At 73.5% G+C, this 17,489-nt stretch carries 18 protein-coding genes; 10 read left to right on the forward strand and 8 right to left on the reverse strand.

Annotation, left to right across the window (positions count from 1 at the left end):
* Positions 1-12: 12 nt before the first annotated feature.
* The gene (locus ACFUJY_RS10555) at positions 13-663 is read right to left on the reverse strand and encodes a TetR/AcrR family transcriptional regulator C-terminal domain-containing protein (RefSeq protein WP_383297357.1); all 651 of its coding nucleotides are present in this window, start codon (positions 661-663) and stop codon (positions 13-15) included.
* 72 nt (positions 664-735) lie between these two features.
* Here ACFUJY_RS10555 and ACFUJY_RS10560 point away from each other — a divergent pair, with 72 nt between their 5' ends.
* On the forward strand, positions 736-2,163 hold the full coding sequence (locus ACFUJY_RS10560) for an FAD-dependent oxidoreductase (RefSeq protein ID WP_383297360.1): 1,428 nt from the start codon (positions 736-738) through the stop codon (positions 2,161-2,163).
* A 4-nt stretch (positions 2,164-2,167) separates the two neighbouring features.
* Here ACFUJY_RS10560 and ACFUJY_RS10565 read toward each other — a convergent pair whose 3' ends face one another.
* Complete coding sequence (locus ACFUJY_RS10565; RefSeq protein ID WP_383297363.1) at positions 2,168-2,632, reverse strand: MSMEG_6728 family protein; 465 nt, start codon at positions 2,630-2,632, stop codon at positions 2,168-2,170.
* Positions 2,633-2,771: 139 nt separating this feature from the next.
* Between ACFUJY_RS10565 and ACFUJY_RS10570 the strand changes: the two genes are divergently transcribed.
* The 4 genes from ACFUJY_RS10570 (at position 2,772) to ACFUJY_RS10585 (ending at position 5,506) form a co-directional block, all read left to right on the forward strand.
* The gene (locus ACFUJY_RS10570; RefSeq protein WP_383297366.1) at positions 2,772-3,272 is read left to right on the forward strand and encodes a DUF2975 domain-containing protein; all 501 of its coding nucleotides are present in this window, start codon (positions 2,772-2,774) and stop codon (positions 3,270-3,272) included.
* The gene (locus tag ACFUJY_RS10575; RefSeq protein ID WP_383297368.1) at positions 3,272-3,523 is read left to right on the forward strand and encodes a helix-turn-helix domain-containing protein; all 252 of its coding nucleotides are present in this window, start codon (positions 3,272-3,274) and stop codon (positions 3,521-3,523) included. Before ACFUJY_RS10570 ends, ACFUJY_RS10575 begins: the two co-directional genes overlap by 1 nt.
* A gap of 278 nt (positions 3,524-3,801) precedes the next feature.
* Complete coding sequence (locus ACFUJY_RS10580; protein WP_383297371.1) at positions 3,802-3,951, forward strand: SCO1431 family membrane protein; 150 nt, start codon at positions 3,802-3,804, stop codon at positions 3,949-3,951.
* A 382-nt stretch (positions 3,952-4,333) separates the two neighbouring features.
* The gene (locus ACFUJY_RS10585; RefSeq protein ID WP_383297373.1) at positions 4,334-5,506 is read left to right on the forward strand and encodes an acyl-CoA dehydrogenase family protein; all 1,173 of its coding nucleotides are present in this window, start codon (positions 4,334-4,336) and stop codon (positions 5,504-5,506) included.
* 395 nt (positions 5,507-5,901) lie between these two features.
* Here the strand turns inward: ACFUJY_RS10585 and ACFUJY_RS10590 are convergent, their stop codons facing one another.
* Positions 5,902-6,297: a hypothetical protein gene (locus ACFUJY_RS10590; RefSeq protein WP_383297376.1), complete on the reverse strand. Its 396-nt coding sequence runs from the start codon at positions 6,295-6,297 to the stop codon at positions 5,902-5,904.
* Between the two features lie 202 nt (positions 6,298-6,499).
* Between ACFUJY_RS10590 and ACFUJY_RS10595 the strand changes: the two genes are divergently transcribed.
* The 4 genes from ACFUJY_RS10595 (at position 6,500) to fxsA (ending at position 10,575) form a co-directional block, all read left to right on the forward strand.
* Positions 6,500-6,940 carry an Lrp/AsnC family transcriptional regulator gene (locus ACFUJY_RS10595; protein WP_383297379.1) on the forward strand — a complete coding sequence of 147 codons (441 nt, stop codon included), beginning with the start codon at positions 6,500-6,502 and terminating at the stop codon, positions 6,938-6,940.
* A gap of 46 nt (positions 6,941-6,986) precedes the next feature.
* Positions 6,987-8,627, forward strand: a complete 1,641-nt coding sequence (locus tag ACFUJY_RS10600) for an amidohydrolase (RefSeq protein WP_383297382.1) — start codon at positions 6,987-6,989, stop codon at positions 8,625-8,627.
* A 527-nt stretch (positions 8,628-9,154) separates the two neighbouring features.
* The gene (locus ACFUJY_RS10605) at positions 9,155-9,922 is read left to right on the forward strand and encodes a polyprenol monophosphomannose synthase (protein WP_383297385.1); all 768 of its coding nucleotides are present in this window, start codon (positions 9,155-9,157) and stop codon (positions 9,920-9,922) included.
* 62 nt (positions 9,923-9,984) lie between these two features.
* Positions 9,985-10,575: an FxsA family membrane protein gene (fxsA, locus tag ACFUJY_RS10610; RefSeq protein WP_383297388.1), complete on the forward strand. Its 591-nt coding sequence runs from the start codon at positions 9,985-9,987 to the stop codon at positions 10,573-10,575.
* Positions 10,576-10,710: 135 nt separating this feature from the next.
* On the opposite strand, the gene ACFUJY_RS10615 is transcribed toward fxsA, so the two are convergent.
* From ACFUJY_RS10615 to ACFUJY_RS10630, 4 genes are all read right to left on the reverse strand, one after another.
* Positions 10,711-11,085 (reverse strand): RNA polymerase-binding protein RbpA, encoded by a 375-nt coding sequence (locus tag ACFUJY_RS10615; protein ID WP_003959706.1) that lies wholly within the window; start codon positions 11,083-11,085, stop codon positions 10,711-10,713.
* A gap of 274 nt (positions 11,086-11,359) precedes the next feature.
* Complete coding sequence (locus tag ACFUJY_RS10620) at positions 11,360-12,745, reverse strand: MFS transporter (protein WP_383297391.1); 1,386 nt, start codon at positions 12,743-12,745, stop codon at positions 11,360-11,362.
* A 57-nt stretch (positions 12,746-12,802) separates the two neighbouring features.
* Positions 12,803-13,567, reverse strand: a complete 765-nt coding sequence (locus tag ACFUJY_RS10625) for a glycerophosphodiester phosphodiesterase (protein ID WP_383297394.1) — start codon at positions 13,565-13,567, stop codon at positions 12,803-12,805.
* Positions 13,564-14,226 carry a YitT family protein gene (locus tag ACFUJY_RS10630; protein WP_383297396.1) on the reverse strand — a complete coding sequence of 221 codons (663 nt, stop codon included), beginning with the start codon at positions 14,224-14,226 and terminating at the stop codon, positions 13,564-13,566. The genes ACFUJY_RS10625 and ACFUJY_RS10630 overlap by 4 nt, the downstream gene beginning before the upstream one ends.
* 102 nt (positions 14,227-14,328) lie before the next feature.
* On the opposite strand from ACFUJY_RS10630, the gene ACFUJY_RS10635 reads away from it, so the two are divergent.
* Positions 14,329-15,825, forward strand: a complete 1,497-nt coding sequence (locus tag ACFUJY_RS10635) for a PLP-dependent aminotransferase family protein (protein ID WP_383297398.1) — start codon at positions 14,329-14,331, stop codon at positions 15,823-15,825.
* Between the two features lie 55 nt (positions 15,826-15,880).
* On the opposite strand, the gene ACFUJY_RS10640 is transcribed toward ACFUJY_RS10635, so the two are convergent.
* Complete coding sequence (locus ACFUJY_RS10640) at positions 15,881-17,470, reverse strand: hypothetical protein (RefSeq protein ID WP_383297400.1); 1,590 nt, start codon at positions 17,468-17,470, stop codon at positions 15,881-15,883.
* Positions 17,471-17,489: the final 19 nt, after the last annotated feature.

A 17,489-nucleotide genomic window follows, 5' to 3' on the forward strand; every position in this document is an offset into this window, starting at 1 on the left:
CGCCGAGCGCCGTCACTCGACGCCGTAGGCCGCCGCGATGCCCGCGATCACCAGGTCGAGCGCTTCCGCGTAGTGCCGCTCGTAGTCCGCGAAGATCTCCTCACCCGCCGCGGCGGTCAGCGGGTAGGCGGCCAGCAGCCGGGCGCGCTCGGCCACGTCGAAACCCTCCCGGCGCAGGCCCGGCAGGGGCTCGGCGCCCTGCTGCTCGATGACGGAGCCCAGCGTGAACATGTACGTCGTCGTGGCCGCCCGCACCGCCTGGGCCAGGGTGAACCCGGCGGCGGTGAGCAGCCGCAGGGTCCCCTCCATCTGCTCGGCGTGCACCGCGCCCGTGAAGCGCGAACCGCTGAACACCTTGGCACCGTCCCGGTAGCCGAGCAGCGACGTCCGCAGGGCGTGGTTGCTCGTCCGCAGCCGCTCCCGCCAGGTGTCGTCCGGGTCGAGCGGGGTCCCGGCGAGCATGCGCCGGTACATCTCGGTCGCCATCTCGTCCAGCAGTGCCTGCTTGTCCTTGAAGTGCCAGTAGAGGGCGGGCGCCTTGACGTCCAGCTCCTTCGCGATGGCGCGCAGGGACAGCCCGTCCAGGCCCACCTCGTTCAGCAGCGTCAACGCCGTGTCCGCGACCCGTCGGCGGTCGAGGGGGGCGCGTCGGTCGGTACTCACGCTTGACAGCTTAACGCCGTTAAGGGCACGCTCGGAACCACCGAGCACTTAACGGCGTTAAGGGGAATTGTCATGGATACGGATGTCCTGATCGTCGGCGCGGGCCCCACCGGCCTCGCCCTCGGAGTGGATCTGGCCCGGCGCGGCGTGCGCGCGCTCGTCCTGGAACGTGCGCGGGAACTGTTCCCCGGCTCCCGGGGCAAGGGCCTCCAGCCCCGCACCATGGAGGTCTTCGACGACCTCGGCGTCATCGACGCGGTCCACGCGGCCGGTGGCACCTACCCGGTCGGCATGGTCTGGCGGAACGGGGAACGGGTCGGCGAGCACCACATGTTCGACCCGGTCGAGCCGAGCGAGGACGCGCCGTACGACAAGCCCTGGATGGTGCCGCAGTGGCGCACCCAGGAGATCCTGGCGGAGCGGCTGGCGGAGCTGGGCGGCGAGGTCGCCTTCGGCCGGGAGGCCGTCGGTCTCACGCAGGACGCGGAGGGCGTCACCGCCCACCTCTCCGACGGCGGCACGGTGCGCGGCCGGTATCTGGTCGCCGCCGACGGCGGCCGGTCCGCGGTGCGCCGCGCGCTGGGCATCGGGATGACCGGTGAGGACGTCGACCCGGGCCCGACCCTGGTCGCGGACGTCCGCATCGCCGGGCTTGACCGCGACAACTGGCACATCTTCCCGCCCAGCGACGGCGCCGACCTCCTCGCCGTCTGCCCGCTGGCGGGCACCGAGGACTTCCAGGTGACCGCCCGCTTCCCCGAGGGGACCGACGTCGACCTCACCCCGGACGGCGTCCGCAAGGTCCTCGCCGCGCGCTCGCACATCCCCGCCGAGGCCGTGACCGAGGTGCGCTGGGCCTCCGACTTCCGCCCCCGCGCCGCCCTGGCCGACCGCTTCCGGGCGGGCCGGGTCTTCCTCGCCGGGGACGCCGCGCACGTGCACTCCCCGGCGGGCGGACAGGGCCTGAACACCAGCGTGCAGGACGCCTACAACCTGGGCTGGAAGCTGGGCGCGGTCCTGACCGGCTGTGCCCCGGCCGCGCTCCTGGACAGCTACGAGGAGGAGCGGCGCCCGGTCGCCGCCCAGATGCTCGACCTGTCCACCGGCGTCCACCGGGGCGAGGTCCGCCGAGGCGGCGCGACCCGCCAACTGGGCCTCGGGTACCGGGAGTCGTCGCTCACCGAGGAGGGGCGGCACGCGGTGCCGGAGGGCGCGCCCCGGGCCGGCGACCGGGCTCCCGACGCGACCGTGGACGGCGTGCGGCTCTTCGACGCCTTCCGGGGCCCGCACTGGACGCTGCTCGCGCTCGGGACCGACGCACCCGGCGGTCCGCGCGGACCCGTGGCGCGGGTGGTGAGCGGGAGTGCCCCCGGCGCGTACGGCACCGGGCTCTTCCTCGTACGCCCGGACGGGTACATCGGATGGGCCGGCGCCACGCCGGACGGGCTCGACGCCTACCTCCGCCGCTTCGGCCCGACCGGCTGGGCGGACACGGCCTGAGGCCCTAGGAGCGGTCCGACGCTGGCCACACGTACGGCAGGTCGTCCGGCACGCCGGGGAAGCGGCCCCGGTAGTGCTCCGGATCCTTGCGGAGCAGCGCCGACTGATGGCTCCGGTGGAAATCCGGGTCGCCCAGCCACGGCGGCAGCTCGCCCGCCGCCGCCAGCTCGGGCTGCGAGCGGACCGGTGCGTCGTCCGTGTGGGCCCGGAAGTCGTGGACGAGGGTGCCGGCGCAGGTGTCGGCGCGCCCCTCGGCCGTCCAGAGCGCGCACATGTCGAGGCCGTACCGGACGAGCGCTTCCTCGTACCCCGTCCACATGCGGACCGCGGGATGCCTGCGCCAGCCGTAACCCGGCACGGTCAGGCCGCGGAACACCTGCAGGGCCTCCACCCGCTGCTTGCCGAGCCGTCTGGCGTCCAGCACGGCGGCCGACTCCGTGAAGCCGGGAAAGGGGAGGAAGGTCTGCATACGACCTGTCTACCCGGGCGACCGCCGTTCCGCCCTCCGTGCGCCGCCCGGGTGCACCGGCTGGGCGGTGCGCCTCACGGTTGGCTATCGAGAAACGATAGATTAGGATCGCATCTCGATAGGTGGAGGGAGAGAGGTCATGGGAAGACTGACGGACTTCGCGCTGCGTTGCGTGATCGTGGCGCTGCTCGCCGGTGCGCTGTTCCTGCAGGTGCTGATGCTGGTGCTGATCTTCCGCGACCCGGGGAGCGGCGGCGCCGACGCCGCGGAGCTGCCCCGGGTCCCGGTCGCGCTGATCGTCGTCCTGGGGATCGGCTGCGCCGAGACCGTTCTGACGTGCGTATGGCGACTGGCCGCGATGGCCCGCCGGGGAACGGTGTTCTCCAGGCCCGCCTTCCGGTACGTGGACCTCGTGACCGGTGCCTTCGCCGGTGCCGCGGTCCTGCTCTGGGCCCTCGGAGCGGTTCTGGCGCCGGGCGAGGCCGTCGCGCCGGGTGTCGTCCTCCTGATCGGCGTGGTCGGCCTGGCGGTGTTCGGGGTAGCGCTCGTCGTGCTCGTACTGCGCACGCTGCTCGCCCAGGCGGTCGCCCGCGACGTCCAGGCGACACGGATGCAGGCCGAGCTGGACGAGGTGATCTGATGCCGATCGTCGTCGACGTCGACGTGATGCTCGCCCGGCGGAAGATGTCCGTGGGGGAGCTCGCCGAGCGGATCGGTATCACCCCCGCCAACCTGGCGGTCCTCAAGAACGGCCGGGCCAAGGCCGTGCGCTTCGCGACGCTCGCCGCGCTCTGCGAAGCGCTCGACTGCCAGCCGGGGGACCTGCTGCGCTGGGAAGCCGCGGGCGAGCCGGACCGCTTACCCGGCCAGGACGCGCCGGTCTCGCGCTGACGCGCTCGCCCCGGGCCGTTCTCCGCGGAGCGCGGGCATCGCCGACACCTGCGGCCCTCGGGGTCCCCTTCGCGGGGCGCCGAGCGCACGGTGTGGTCTGCGGCACACGCACCCCCGCCCCCTCACACGGTTTCCGCACGTCGTGGCGGCGGGGTGGGGCCGGTCCCACCCGGTGCAGTGACGGACATCTCTACCCCTGGCCCCGCCGGGGTGGCACTGTGGTCGGGTCCCGGCCGGGTGCTGGGCGCTCCCCCTGCCGGCCGACCGAACGAGATGCCATGACCGCGACTGCCGCCTCCTTCACCGCCGCCCGCCGCCGCGCCCGCACCGGCGGCCCCGACGACGGCCCCAAGCTGCTGGAGCACGTCATGGGCTGGACCCTCGTGGTCGTGGTGGCCATGCTCGTCACGCAGCTCGGTCTGCTCTAGGACGTACGCGGAAGGGGCCGGGAGGCCGCACGGCTCCCGCCCCCGACGTGCGCCGCGCTACCGGGTCGGCCGATTCCCTGACCGGCTCGCCGTCGGTGGTGTCACCGCTCAGCTGACGGACCGGTCCCGGCGATCTCCGGGGCCGTCGCAGCCGGGGCCGCGAGCCCGGTCATCCGTATGTTCGGTCAACCGGTGACGGATGCCATCCGATCGGGCATACTCGTCCCGCCACAGCCGCCTGCCTGCACCTCTCGTAATCCGGGAGGGCAACATCGGCTGGGCAGCAGTGATTTCGGGCATCGCCCGGAGATCCCCCCGGCGGCGCCGCTCACACCCCGCGCGCGCGACCGCCGCAACGCCCGACAGGGAGGAGAGCGCCGTCATGTCCGACCGTGCCCCGCAGTGGGTCGAACGCCGTCTGCCCACCGAGGAAGCCGGCCAGCTGATCGATCTCGTACGTGACATCGCCCAGCGGGAGATCGCGCCGAAGGCGGCCGAGGAGGAGGAAGCGGGCCGCTTCCCCCGCGAAGTCTTCACCCTGCTCTCCGAGTCCGGCCTGCTCGGCCTGCCCTACGACTCCGAACACGGCGGTGGCGACCAGCCGTACGAGGTCTACCTCCAGGTACTCGAAGAGCTCAGCGCCGCCCGGCTCACCGTCGGCCTCGGTGTCAGCGTCCACTCCCTCGCCTGCCACGGCCTCGCCGGCTACGGCACCCGGGAGCAGCGCGCCGAACACCTCCCGTCGATGCTCTCCGGCGGCCTGCTCGGCGCCTACTGCCTCTCCGAACCCGCCTCCGGCTCCGACGCCGCCTCACTGCGCACCAAGGCCGTGCGGGACGGCGACGACTGGGTGATCACAGGGACCAAGGCATGGATCACGCACGGCGGCATCGCCGACTTCTACACCGTGCTGGCCCGCACCGGCGCCGAGGGCGCCCGGGGCATCACCGCCTTCCTCGTCCCCGGTGACGCCGCCGGGCTGAGCGCGGCCGTCCCCGAGAAGAAGATGGGCATGAAGGGCTCGCCCACCGCCCAGCTCCACTTCGACGGCGTCCGCATCCCCGACACCCGCCGGATCGGCGAGGAGGGACAGGGCTTCGCGATCGCCCTCTCCGCCCTCGACTCCGGCCGGCTCGGCATCGCCGCCTGCGCCATCGGCGTCGCCCAGGCCGCGCTGGACGGGGCCCTCGGATACGCCACCGGCCGCAAGCAGTTCGGCCGCCCCATCGCGGACTTCCAGGGCCTGCGGTTCATGCTCGCCGACATGGCGACCCGCATCGAGGCCGGGCGCGCGCTCTATCTGGAGGCCGCCCGGCTGAGGGACGCCGGCCGCCCCTTCTCGCGCCAGGCCGCCATGGCCAAGCTGTTCTGCACGGACGCCGCGATGCAGGTGACCACCGACGCCGTCCAGGTGCTCGGCGGCTACGGCTACACGCAGGACTTCCCCGTCGAACGCCTCATGCGCGAGGCCAAGGTGCTCCAGATCGTGGAGGGCACCAACCAGATTCAGCGGATGGTCATCGCGCGTCACCTCGCGGGCCCTGAGTCCCGCTGACCCGCAGCGGCCGTTCGGACCACACGGGCGTCGTCATGATCCGGTTCCAGTCCTGGTCATGACGGCCCGGCAGGGTCCGGCCCGTGCTCTCCCAGTGCCGCAGCAGCGCCCGGTAGATCGGCGGATCGCTCGACCGGGGCACCGCGCGCGGCGCCGACCGGGGCGGCTCGGACCGGGACGCCGGTACGGAAGCGGACTGCGGAACCGATTCTTCGGAGGGCGGAGCGGCGAGCCGTCGGCGCCCGGCGCCGGCTGTGGAGTGCAGCGGGGTCATACCGGGCCAACGCCGCGGGACGGGGTGGGGTCACTGGCTGTTCGATTCGGGCGCATGTTCACCCGGTTCCCCCGGCTGCCGGGTTGCTCACGCACCCCGGCCGCGTGTTCGGGAGGCGGGGTCAGGCGGCCTCGCGCCGGAGCGGGTGGGCCACCCGGATCGGGCGGGAACCGGCACCGCCGGCGTGCGAGAAGGGCTGCGTCCGCCAGTCGAGCCCCTGCGGGAGCGTCAGCAGCAGCGCCGTCTCCTGCTCCTGCACCCCGTCCGCCTCGGCGGGCCGGGCTCCGGCGGCACGCCCCGTACCGGGGCACACGGTGAGCACGAACGGGTTCCACGGGGACGGGCACAGCGCGTGCTCCGGGAGCACGTCCTCGTCCGCCAGGAGCGCGATGGGCTGCGCGCAGTCCGGGCAGACGACCCGGTACATCTCGAAGGTGTCGTACGCGTCGGGAGCGGTGTCCTCGAACGGATCAACGGGCTCCGGTTCGGTACGTCCGGTGAGCTTCAGGTGTGACATGGGAAATCCCCCCTCGGATGGGCCGGCATGACGCTGTGGCCTCGGCCACAGCAAGCACTTCCCGCCGCCGATCGGCCGTAACCGTTCCGTGTCCCACTACTGCCGCGTAAACCTGTGGCGTTGGTCACATGCCCGGCGCAGGTGCCGTCCCAAAGGCTGGGCAGCTGTGCCGGGAACCACTCATGGCCATAGATTGATCCATATGGAGGAGCTGGACCGTCACATCGTGGAGTTGCTCGTCAAGGACGGGCGGATGAGCTACACCGACCTGGGCAAGGCCACCGGCCTGTCCACCTCGGCGGTTCATCAGCGCGTCCGCAGGCTTGAGCAGCGCGGGGTGATCCGCGGCTACGCCGCGGTCGTGGACCCGGAGGCGGTGGGCCTGCCGCTGACCGCGTTCATCTCGGTCAAGCCGTTCGACCCCAGCGCCCCGGACGACATCGCCGAACGGCTCGCCGGGATTCCCGAGCTGGAGGCGTGCCACAGTGTCGCCGGCGACGAGAACTACATCCTCAAGGTCCGCGTGGCGACCCCGCTGGAGCTGGAGAACCTGCTCACCCGCATCCGCTCGCTCGCCGGAGTCTCCACCCGCACCACGGTCGTCCTGTCGACCCCGTACGAGGCACGCCCGCCGCAGATCTGAGGGGGGCGCGCGCCGGGACGCCCCGGCGCGCGGGAGACTGGTGCTCATGACCGAGAGCACCGCCCCCCAGAGCGAACACCGCACCGTGCTGCTGCGCGGTGGAGACGTCCACAGCCCCGCCGATCCCTTCGCCACCGCCATGGTGGTCGAACGGGGCCATGTCGCCTGGGTGGGCTCCGAAGGCGCCGCCGACGCCTTCGCGAGCGGCGTCGACGAGGTGATCGACCTCGACGGGGCGCTGGTCACCCCCGCATTCACCGACGCCCACGTCCACACCACCTCGACCGGCCTGGCCCTCACCGGGCTCGACCTCTCCGGCGCCCGCACCCTCGGCGACGCCCTCGCCCGCGTCCGCACCCACGTCACCGCCCACCCCGCCGACCGGGTGGTCCTCGGACACGGCTGGGACGCCACCCGCTGGCCCGAGCAGCGCCCGCCCTCCCGCGCCGAACTGGACGAGGCGGCGGCCGGCCGGCCCGTCTACCTGCCCCGGGTCGACGTGCACTCGGCCGCCGTCAGCACCGCCCTGCTCGACCTCGTCCCCGGCGTCACCACGATGGCCGGATACCACCCGGACGGCCCGCTGACCGCCGCCGCCCACCACGCCGTGCGCGCGGCCGCCCACGACGCCGTCACGCCGGCCCAGCGCACCGCCGCCCAGCGCGCCGCGCTCCGCCACGCCGCCTCCCTCGGCATCGGCTCCCTCCACGAGTGCGGCGGCCCCGACATCTCCGACGAGGACGACTTCACCGGGCTGCTGAAGGTGGCCGCCGAGGAGGCCGGGCCCCGGGTCTTCGGCTACTGGGCCCAGGAGGTGGCCGACGAGAAGGACGCCCGCCGCGTCCGGGAGCTGGGCGCCGTCGGCGCGGCCGGCGACCTCTTCGTGGACGGCTCGCTCGGCTCGCACACCGCCTGCCTGCACGAGCCGTACGCCGACGCCCCGCACACCGGTACCGCCCACCTGGACGCCGCCCGGATCGCCGCCCACGTCGCCGCCTGCACCGAGGCGGGGCTCCAGGCGGGCTTCCACGCCATCGGGGACGCGGCGCTCTCGGCGGTCGTCCAGGGCGTCGGGGCGGCGGCCGAGAAGGTCGGCCTGGCCCGGGTGCGGGCCGCCCGGCACCGCGTCGAGCACGCGGAGATGCTCACCCCCGAGACCGTCGCGGCCTTCGCGGAACTGGGCCTGACCGCCTCGGTCCAGCCCGCCTTCGACGCGGCGTGGGGCGGCGGGGAAGGCATGTACGCCCAGCGCCTGGGCGCCGGACGGGCCGTCACCCTCAACCCGTACGCGGCGCTCCTGCGGGCCGGTGTGCCGCTCGCCTTCGGCTCGGACAGCCCGGTGACCCCGCTGGACCCCTGGGGGACCGTGCGGGCGGCCGCCTTCCACCGGACGCTGGAGCACCGCGTCTCGGTCCGGGCCGCCTTCACCGCGCACACCCGGGGCGGCTGGCGGGCCCTGGGGCGGGACGACGCGGGGACCCTGGTGCCCGGCGCCCCGGCCGACTACGCGGTCTGGCGTACCGACGAGCTGGTGGTCCAGGCCCCGGACGACCGGGTGGCGCGCTGGTCGACCGACCCCCGGTCCGGGACACCGGGACTGCCCGACCTCGGCCCCGGCGCCGACCTCCCGGTCTGCCTGCGCACCGTGGTCCTCGGACAAACTGTCTACGTAAGGCCGAACGAGTGACGTGCGGGCATTCCGGTCCGCCGATCGAAGGCGGGCCGGCTCTTCCGCTACCTGGGGATCTTCGGGACTGACCAGGCCATTTCGGTAATCGATGCAGGTCAGGCAAGTATTGACAGAATGCGGCCATCGGCCGGTAGGTTCGGCCGAGTCCACCACAGGACGTCCGACCGGTGAAACCTCCACGCAGTCGTCGAACGCCGCTGGGTCACGGGGTGGTGTGCCGCACCGGCGCACCACCACTGACAGCCAGGTTCAGCGCCCGCGCCTCGGGGGCGAGGGAAGGTTTCAGCCGGACGGAGGGTGCGACCCGGGTGGGGCCCGGACGTTCAGTAGACAACGGCTCTAGGTCGACCCGCAGCCAGCGGGTCCCAGGTCGGCCCGAAGGACACCGGGCCCCGATCCGCACTTCTGTCCCCGATTCCGCTCTTCTGTCCGTCGCGGCCCGCGCGCCACCCCGACCGGGTCGGCATTCCGCGCCGCCGCGCTCGATATGGTGTGCACCTGTGTACGGACGTGAGGGGCAGTAAGTGAACGACGGCGGTCAGCGGCAATTCGGCCCGCTCGGCAGTGTCTTGGTGATCATCCCGACGTACGACGAGGCCGAGAACATCAAGCCGATCGTGAGCCGGGTCCGCGCCGCCGTGCCGGAGGCCCACATCCTCGTCGCCGACGACAACAGCCCCGACGGCACGGGCAAGCTGGCCGACGAGCTGGCCGCGGCCGACGACCACGTCCACGTCCTGCACCGCAAGGGCAAGGAAGGGCTCGGCGCGGCCTATCTCGCCGGCTTCCGCTGGGGCATGGACCACGACTACGGCGTGCTGGTCGAGATGGACGCCGACGGCTCCCACCAGCCCGAGGAGCTGCCCCGGCTGCTCACCGCGCTCAAGGGCGCGGACCTGGTCCTCGGCTCCCGCTGGGTGCCCGGCGGCCGGGTGGTGAACTGGCCCAAGTCGCGCGAGTTCATCTCGCGCGGCGGCAGCACGTACTCCCGGCTGATGCTGGGCCTGCGGACCCGGGACGTCACCGGCGGCTACCGGGCCTTCCGCGCCGACACCCTGAAGGGCATCGGCCTCGACGCGGTCGCCTCGCAGGGCTACTGCTTCCAGGTCGACCTGGCCCGCCGCGCGATCGACGCCGGCTTCCACGTGGTCGAGGTGCCGATCACCTTCGTCGACCGCGAGATCGGCGACTCCAAGATGAGCAAGGACATCCTGGTGGAGGCGCTGTGGCGGGTGACCGCCTGGGGCGTCACCAGCCGTACGAACCGGGCCCTCGGCCGCCGTACCCCCTGAGCCGCCCCGGCGCCCTTCACCCCCTTACGGCGTACGGACGCGCGGCCAGGCACACTGGGGGCATGACGACCGGCACACCGCCCCCGACCGCCCGCAGGCGCTCGCGCGCCCGGACCTTCGTACCGCTCGCCGTCGCCGCCTGGGCGGTGCTGGAGATCTGGCTGCTGATCCTGGTGGCGGACGCCGCGGGCGGACTGGCCGTGCTGATCCTGCTGGCCGCCGGCATCGTCCTCGGCGCCGCGGTGATCAAGAGCGCCGGCCGCCGGGCCTTCCGCAATCTCACCGAGACGCTTCAGCGGATGCCGGGGCAGCCGGGCGCCGAGGGCGCCTCGCCCGTCACTCCCGAGAGCGGCCGGGGCAACGGCTTCCTGATGCTCGGCGGGCTGCTGATCATGATCCCCGGCCCGCTCTCGGACGTGGCCGGGCTGCTGCTCCTGATCCCGCCGGTGCGCACGGCGCTCAGCCGCTACGCGGAGCGCTCGCTGGACCGGCGCATGCGGACGGTCGCCCCCGGCGGCTTCTCGGACGCCTTCCAGCAGGCCCGCATCCACCGCCCGGACGGCAAGGTGGTCCAGGGCGAGGTCATCCGCGACGAGCCGCCCCGCCACGACCCGGGCCCGAACGACGAGCCCCGCCCGCCGCTGACGCGGTGACCCTTTCAAGCCCGTCCGGCGATTGAGGTCAGTCCTTGACGCAGGCCGGTGCGAGCCGCAGCACACGACAAAGCCGCGGGCCCGGCACGCAGAACGTGCCGAACCCGCGGCCTGTCGCGGAACCGCGCTAGCGGGTCACGCGGACTTCCTGCTGTCCCGAGGATGCACAGCAATGTTCATCGCCCCGGAGCGCAGGACGGCCAGCCGCTCGGCCAGCACCTCCTCCAGCTCCTCGCGCGTGCGCCGCTCCATGAGCATGTCCCAGTGCGTACGCGCGGGCTTGCCCTTCTTCTCCTCGGGGCCATCCCCGTCCACCAGGAGTGCCTGGGCGCCACACGCCTTGCACTCCCACTCCGGCGGAATTTCCGCCTCTACCGAGAAGGGCATCTCGAATCGATGTCCGTTCTGGCATGCGTACTCCACCGCCTGGCGCGGGGCCAGATCGATGCCGCGGTCCGTCTCGTAGCTGGTAACCACGAGTCGCGTGCCGCGGAGAGCTCGCTCACTCATGAATCGTGCCTCCCGGGCTTGTCGCCCACAGGACAGGTGTCGCTGTCGTCGTCAATCGGTCAACGTCCGGTCGGCGGCAAAGATTCCCGTTATCGGTCATGCGTCGCCCGTCGAACCGCTGATTTTCAGGTTTCCCAGGGTTCAAGTACCCGCCCATACCCGGTTTGTCACCTTTGACGGAAGTTGTCACCCAACGGTTCGCGAAGTTCCACTCGCCGTAACGGTCACCCGGGGCAGGCCAAAGGCGTACACTACCGGCCTTTTACTTCAACGTCTAAATCCGCTCGGGTACGGGGTTTCCCGCCGCCGCCACCGCCCGCCTGAGCGGGACCCGCGCGAGCAGCATCGAACCCACCGCGAAGAAGACCACCAGCGAGATGATCGCGTCCCGGTAGCTGCCGGTCAGCTGGTACGCGAGACCGAACACCAGGGGCCCCAGCCAGCTCAGCCCGCGGTCGCTCATCTCGTAGGCCGAGAAGTACTCGGCCTCCTTGCCGCGCGGCACCAGGTGCGAGAACAGGGAACGGGACAGCGCCTGGCTGCCGCCCAGCACCAGCCCGATCGCCGCCGCCAGCAGATAGAAGAAGACGGGTGAGCCGGCCGGCAGGAAGTACCCGGCGACCAGGATCAGCGTCCACACCACCAGCGAGCCCAGGATCGTGCGCTTCGCGCCGTACACCCGGGCCGTCCGGCCCATCGCCAGCGCCCCGGCCACCGCGAGCACCTGCACCAGCAGCACCGCGGTGATCAGCGTCGACTGGCCGAGCCCCAGCTCCTCGGAGCCGTACACCGACGCCTGCGAGATCACGGTCTGCACGCCGTCGTTGTAGACGAGGTAGGCGAGCAGGAAGGACAGGGTCAGCGGATGGCGCCGCATGTCCGCCAGCGTGGCCCGCAGCTGCCGCCACCCCGAGCCCGAGGCCGCCCCCCGGCCGCCCGGCGGCACCCGGCGGTCACGCAGCCGGCGCAGCGGGATGACGGTGAAGAGGCCCCACCAGAGCCCCGCCGACGCCAGGCAGATCCGTACCGCCTCGGACTCGGACAGGCCGAAGGAGTCGTGTCCCGAGTACAGGATCAGATTCAGCACCAGGACCAGTGCCCCGGAGGTGTAGCCGAACGCCCACCCCCGCGAGGAGACGTCGTCGCGCTCCTCGGGTTCCGCGATCTGCGGCAGGTAGGAGTTGTAGACCATCATCGCCACCGCCGTCGCGGCGTTCGCCACGATGAGCAGGAAGGCACCGAGCAGATAGCGGTCCCCGGCCAGGAAGAACATGGCGGTCGTCGCGGCGGCGCCGGTGTACGCCGTCGCCGCGAGGAGCGGCTTCTTGCGGCCCGTACGGTCGGCCGCCGCGCCCACCACGGGCATCAGGACGATCGCCAGGACGAGCGAGGCGGACACCGCGTACGCGAACAGCGACCCGGCCCGCACCGGGATGCCGAGCGGGTGGACGAAGCCGTCGGAGTCCGCGGCGGCCTTGGCCACCGACGTCAGATACGGACCGAGGAAGACCGTGACGACGCTCGTGGAGTAGACGGAGCACGCGAAGTCGTAGAAGTACCAGCCGCGCTGCTCCCGGCGCCGCGCCGCCGGGCCGTCCGGGCCGTCCGGGCCGGACGTGCCGTCGGCCGGCTCGGCGGTGTCTGCGGTCTCGGCCGTCATGGCGCCCCCTGGAATCTCCCCGTGCGGACGCCGGCCGTACGGCGGCGCGGCGGCGGGTCAGGCCCAGGCCCCCCGCTCGCTCAGCACCGTGCGCAGCGTCTCGATGTGATCGGTCATGATGCCATCCACCCCGAGGTCCAGGAGAGCGGCCATCCGCTCCGGTTCGTTCACCGTCCACACATGCACCTGGAGCCCTCGCGCGTGGGCCTCGCGCACGAAGCGGCGGTCGACGACCCGGATGCCGTTCTGGCTCTCCGGCACCTGCGCGCACACCGCTCCGGCGCGCAGCGCGGCCGGGATGCCGTACGAGCGCAGCCGCAGGCCGAGCACCCCGCGCACACCGTACGAGGTGGCCAGGCGCGGGCCGCCCAGCCGGTGCGCCCTGGCGACCCGGGCCTCGGAGAACGAGCCGACGCAGACCCGGTCCCAGGCGTCCGTCGCCCGGATCAGCTCCAGGAGCGGCCGGAGGGCGGCCTCCGCCTTGACGTCCACGTTCCACCGGGCCCCGGGGAACGTCTCCAGCAGCTCCTCGAACAGCGGCAGCGGCTCGCGCCCGGCGACCCGGGCCCGGCTTATCTCGCTCCACGGCAGCTCCGCCAGGCGGCCCCGGGCGTCCGTCACCCGGTCGAGCGTGGCGTCGTGGAAGGCGACGAGCCGGCCGTCCGCCGAGGCGTGCACATCGGTCTCGAAGTAGCGGCACCCGGCGTCGGCGGCGCGGCGGAAGGCGGCCGTCGTGTTCTCGGCCCCGCCCGCCGCCCCGCCCCGGTGGGCGAACGCGAGCGGGGCGGGGTGGTCCAGATAGGGGTGGCGTTCGAAAGTCACCGCCGCAGTATGGACCGCCGGGGCGCGGAGGTCCCGGCCGAGGGGGCGCCTTCCCCGGGGACCGCGAAGAGCCGCAGGAAGACCTGGGCGAGCGGGCCGATGGCCAGGGCGTACAGCACCGTGCCCACGCCGAGGGAGCCGCCGAGCAGGAAGCCGGTGACCACGACGGCGATCTCGATCGCTGTGCGCACCAGCCGGATCGACCTGCCGGTCCGCCGGTGCAGGCCGGTCATCAGGCCGTCCCGGGGACCCGGGCCGAACCGGGCGCTGATGTACAGCCCCGTCGCCACCCCGTTCAGCACGATTCCCGCCACCATCACCCCGGCCCGCGCCACCAGGCCGTGCGCCTCCGGGACGAGCGCGAGCGTCCCGTCCATCGCGATGCCCACGGCGAACACGTTGGACACCGTGCCGAGCCCCGGCCGCTGCCGCAGCGGGACCCACAGCACCAGCACGATCGCGCCGATGATGATCGAGACCACGCCGATGCTGATCCCGGTGCGCTCGGCGAGCCCCTGGTGCAGCACACCCCACGGCTCCAGGCCGAGACCGGCGACGACCAGGAGCGCCGAGCTCGCCCCGTAGAGCGCGAGCCCCGCGTACAGCTGGACCAGCCGACGGGTGAGGTGCGCCCCGCGAGGGGCGAGGGTCTCGGACAAGGGGTGCCCCCTGGTGTGGTGGTGTTGGACTGCTCCGTGTCACTCTGTGGCAGGGGATCGGCCGTCAACCATGGCCAATCCGAGGAAGGTGGACTGATTCTCATGGCGCAGTGGACTTCGGCGGTCGGTGCGGCCCAGCTGGCCCGGCAGCTCCGGGCCCAGCAGCGGCCGGCGGGCCCCGGCACCCGCCGCCCGCCCGCCTACCGGGCCCTGGCCGACGGCATCCGGCTGCTCGTCCTGGAGGGCCGGGTCGCGGTCGCCGCCCGCCTCCCCGCCGAACGGGAACTCGCCCTCGCCCTGGCCGTCAGCCGCACCACGGTCGCCGCCGCCTACGAGGCGCTGCGGGCCGAGGGCTTCCTGGAGTCCCGGCGTGGCGCGGGCAGCTGGACGGCGGTCCCGGCGGGCAACCCGCTGCCCGCCCGCGGCCTGGAACCCCTGCCGCCCGAGGCCCTGGGCTCCATGATCGACCTGGGCTGCGCCTCGCTGCCCGCCCCCGAGCCCTGGCTGACCCGGGCCGTCCAGGGCGCCCTGGAGGAGCTGCCCCCGTACGCCCACACACACGGCGACTACCCCGCCGGGCTGCCGGCGCTGCGCGGGATGATCGCCGACCGCTACACCGCCGACGGCATCCCGACCATGCCCGAGCAGATCATGGTCACCACCGGAGCGATGGGCGCCATCGACGCGATCTGCCACCTGTTCGCGGGGCGGGGCGAACGCATCGCGGTGGAGTCCCCGAGCTACGCCAACATCCTCCAGCTGATGCGGGAGGCGGGCGCCCGGCTGGTTCCGGTGGCCATGGAGGAGGGGCTCGGCGGCTGGGACCTGAACCGGTGGCGCCAGGTCCTGCGGGACGCCGCGCCCCGGCTCGGGTACGTCGTGGCGGACTTCCACAATCCGACCGGGGCGCTGGCCGACGAGGAGCGCCGCCGCGCGCTGGTGGACGCCGCCCGCTCGGCCGGTACGGTCCTGGTGGTCGACGAGACGATGCGGGAGCTGCACCTCGACGAGGACGTGGAGATGCCGCGCCCGGTCTGCGCGTTCGACCCGGCCGGCAGCACGGTCCTGACCGTGGGCTCGGCCAGCAAGGCGTTCTGGGCCGGCATGCGGATCGGCTGGGTACGGGCCGCGCCCGACGTGATCCGCAGCCTGGTGGCCGCCCGCGCGTACGCGGACATGGGCACCCCCGTCCTCGAACAGCTCGCGGTGAACTGGCTGATGCGCACCGGCGGCTGGGAGGAAGCCGTGCGGCTGCGCCGGGAACAGGCCCGGGAGAACCGCGACGCGCTGGTCACGGCCGTGCGCCGGGAGCTGCCGGAGTGGGAGTTCTCCGTGCCCGGCGGCGGGCTCACGCTCTGGGTGCGGACCGGCGGCCTCTCCGGCTCCCGGCTCGCGGTCGCCGGGGAGGGGGTCGGGGTCCGCGTGCCGTCCGGGCCCCGGTTCGGGGTGGACGGCGCCTTCGAGGGGTACGTGCGGCTGCCGTTCACGGTCGGCGGCCCGGTCGCGGACGAGGCGGCCCAGCGCCTGGCCCAGGCCGCCCGGCTGGTCGGCTCGGGGGCCGGGGCGGGCGTGGAGGCACCGCGCACGTTCGTGGCGTGAACGGCGGAGGAGGGCCCGGCACACCGCCGGGCCCTCCTCCGCCGCCGCCACGTGATCAGTCCCCGACGGCCACGGCCTCCAGCCCGGCCGGCGCCGCCACCGTCTCCACCGGCGCCGGTTCCGGCGCCCCCGCCTCCACCGCGGTGCGCCGCTCCGGCAGCAGGCTCAGCACCGCCGCGCGCTGCGCCTCGCTGGTGGCGTCGTCGTACGGGTCGGGCGTGGCCGGGACCTGGATGCGCAGGACCGGTCCGGCGCCGAACCGGGCGTAGCCGCGGCCGGCCGGGGCGTCCGGCGGCGGGGTGGTGTGCGGTCCGGTGCCGAGCACCGACTCCACCTGCCCGGCCGTGCAGTCGCCGAGCACCACCCGGGCCCTGGTGTGCGTCCGGACCGTCTCACCGAGGCCGTCGAGGTGGTCGAACGCCTCGGCCAGCACCACGACGACATGGGCGGCCCGGCCGTGCCGCAGCGGGATCTGGAGCAGTTCCTGCGCGTCGGGCGTCCCGTCGCCGGCCGGGCGGGCGAGCGCGCTCGGCCGGTCCAGCAGAATCCAGAGCGGCCGCGTGAGGTCCTCGGGGACCGGGTCGCCGGCCTGCCGGGCGCGGTTCGCCTCGATCAGCCGGCGTTCCGTCTCGTTGGCCGCCCACTCCAGCGTGGAGAGCGCGCCGGCGGGCCCGCACTCGACGGCCAGGACGCCCTCGCGGCCGGTGAAGCAGGCGTACTCGCCGGTGCCGCTGCCTTCCACGATGAGGATGTCGCCCTGCTGGAGCGCCTGGAGGGCGATGGACCGCAGCAGGGTGGTGGTGCCGCTGCCCGGCTGTCCGGCGACGAGCAGGTGCGGTTCGGTGGAGCGGGGGCCGGTGCGCCAGACGACGCCGGGCGCGTCGCGGGTGCCGGTGCCGTCGCTCACCGGGAGGGTGCGCCGCACGGCGTCCTCGTCCGTGAAGCCGAGGACGGTCTCGCCGGGGGCGGTGACGAAGCGCTGGGCGGTGAGCGAGGTCGGCAGGGCGTCCAGGACGCTCATCACGAGCCGGTTGGCCTCCTCGTCCCAGCTGAACCGGTACTCCCGGCCCCGGCCGGACTTGGCGTGCAGCAGCTGTTCGATCCGGGCCCTGGACTCGGGCTCGCTGTCGGTGAAGTACGCGGGGTAGGCGACCTGGAGGCGCGAGACGCGGCCGTCGCCGTCGAACGCGTAGTCGCTGAAGACCTTCTCCCACTCGCCGCCGTGGCCGAACAGCGGGCTGGGGTCCTCGGCCGTCGAGAAGTACGGCACGAGGGCTTCGTACAGGGCCCGCAGCCGGGCGGTCTCCGCCTCGTCGGGCCCGGTCCGGACGGGGGTGCGGTCCCGTCCCTTCCATGCGGCTGCGCCCATCACCGTGACGAGGGCCAGCAGCGGCCCGTACGGGATGAGCGCGACCACGAGTACGCAGGCCGCGACGAGGAACAGCGTGGGCCCACGCCGGTCCTTGGGCGTCGCGGCCCACTTCTGCCGTCCTGCGCCGGCCAGCAGCCGCAGACCGCGCGTGAGCGTGATCAGCGGATGGAGCACATCGGTGGCGCTGTCGGCGGCCGTGCGCGCGAACTCTCGACTGCGAGTGATCGAAGCGCTGCCGCTGCTCAGAATGCGGGGGAGTGGTCGCCTGGCCACGTCTGTCTCCTGAAGGGGT

Source organism: Streptomyces sp. NPDC057249, assembly GCF_042669245.1.
Taxonomy (GTDB): domain Bacteria; phylum Actinomycetota; class Actinomycetes; order Streptomycetales; family Streptomycetaceae; genus Streptomyces.